Here is a 714-nt window from a genome sequence, read left to right as displayed (position 1 = left end):
AAAGAAGACGTTTCCGTTCACTACAAGGAAACCGTTAGCCTTCTAAAGCGCTGTCAAGCCAAACATGTTTTTACGGATAAGACGATTCCCTAACCGTGCGTTCGAGCGGATCCGTACGAAAAGCCGCGCAGGCCGCTCAACTCCACGACAGCCATAACACACATTTTCCCTAGCGTACGGCCTTAGCTTATTCGCTAGGTATTACCTTAGCATTTGTCAGGCAACGCAATGAGTTTCATTGGAGAATTTCAGCGCGAATCAAAGCGGCAAAGCAACCGTGGCCGATGCCTACATCACTCTAGCGGCGTACGCTGCAACGAAATAATATCTGCGCATTCCATACAAAACAAAGGCCAACTCCATTTAATTGCGGAAGAGGGGCACGTATATCGTTTAAATGCTGACTTATCCACGCTAAATAAAACAAATGGACTCGCCGAGCCAAAAAAAATAGGTATAAAACAAGCCTCCACTTTCGCGGGGTTTTGCAAGCATCACGACAACGCCCTGTTCGAGCCCATTGACAACCAACCACTAAGCCGGAATAAAAAGCAAGTAGCTCTATATGCCTACAGGTGCATCTGCCGCGAATTGTTTGTAAAAGAAAATGCAGCGACAGTAATGGAAAAGATGAAGTCTTATCCCGATCTGTCCACCGACCAAGCATCCATGCTCAATGCGTTACATATTGGGCACAGCATTGGCCTTGCTGGC

The 714-nt window shown here is 47.1% G+C and carries 1 protein-coding gene; it reads left to right on the top strand.

Annotation, left to right across the window (positions count from 1 at the left end; genetic code table 11):
• Positions 1–228: 228 nt before the first annotated feature.
• The coding region (locus ALA01S_RS33835; RefSeq protein WP_218011568.1) for a hypothetical protein at positions 229–714 on the top strand (486 nt) is incomplete at its 3' end.

The organism is Azohydromonas lata NBRC 102462 (genome assembly GCF_001571085.1).
Lineage (GTDB): Bacteria > Pseudomonadota > Gammaproteobacteria > Burkholderiales > Burkholderiaceae_C > Azohydromonas > Azohydromonas lata.
The sequence above is the reverse complement of the archived record's forward strand: the minus strand, read 5'-3'. Positions and strand labels throughout refer to the sequence as shown.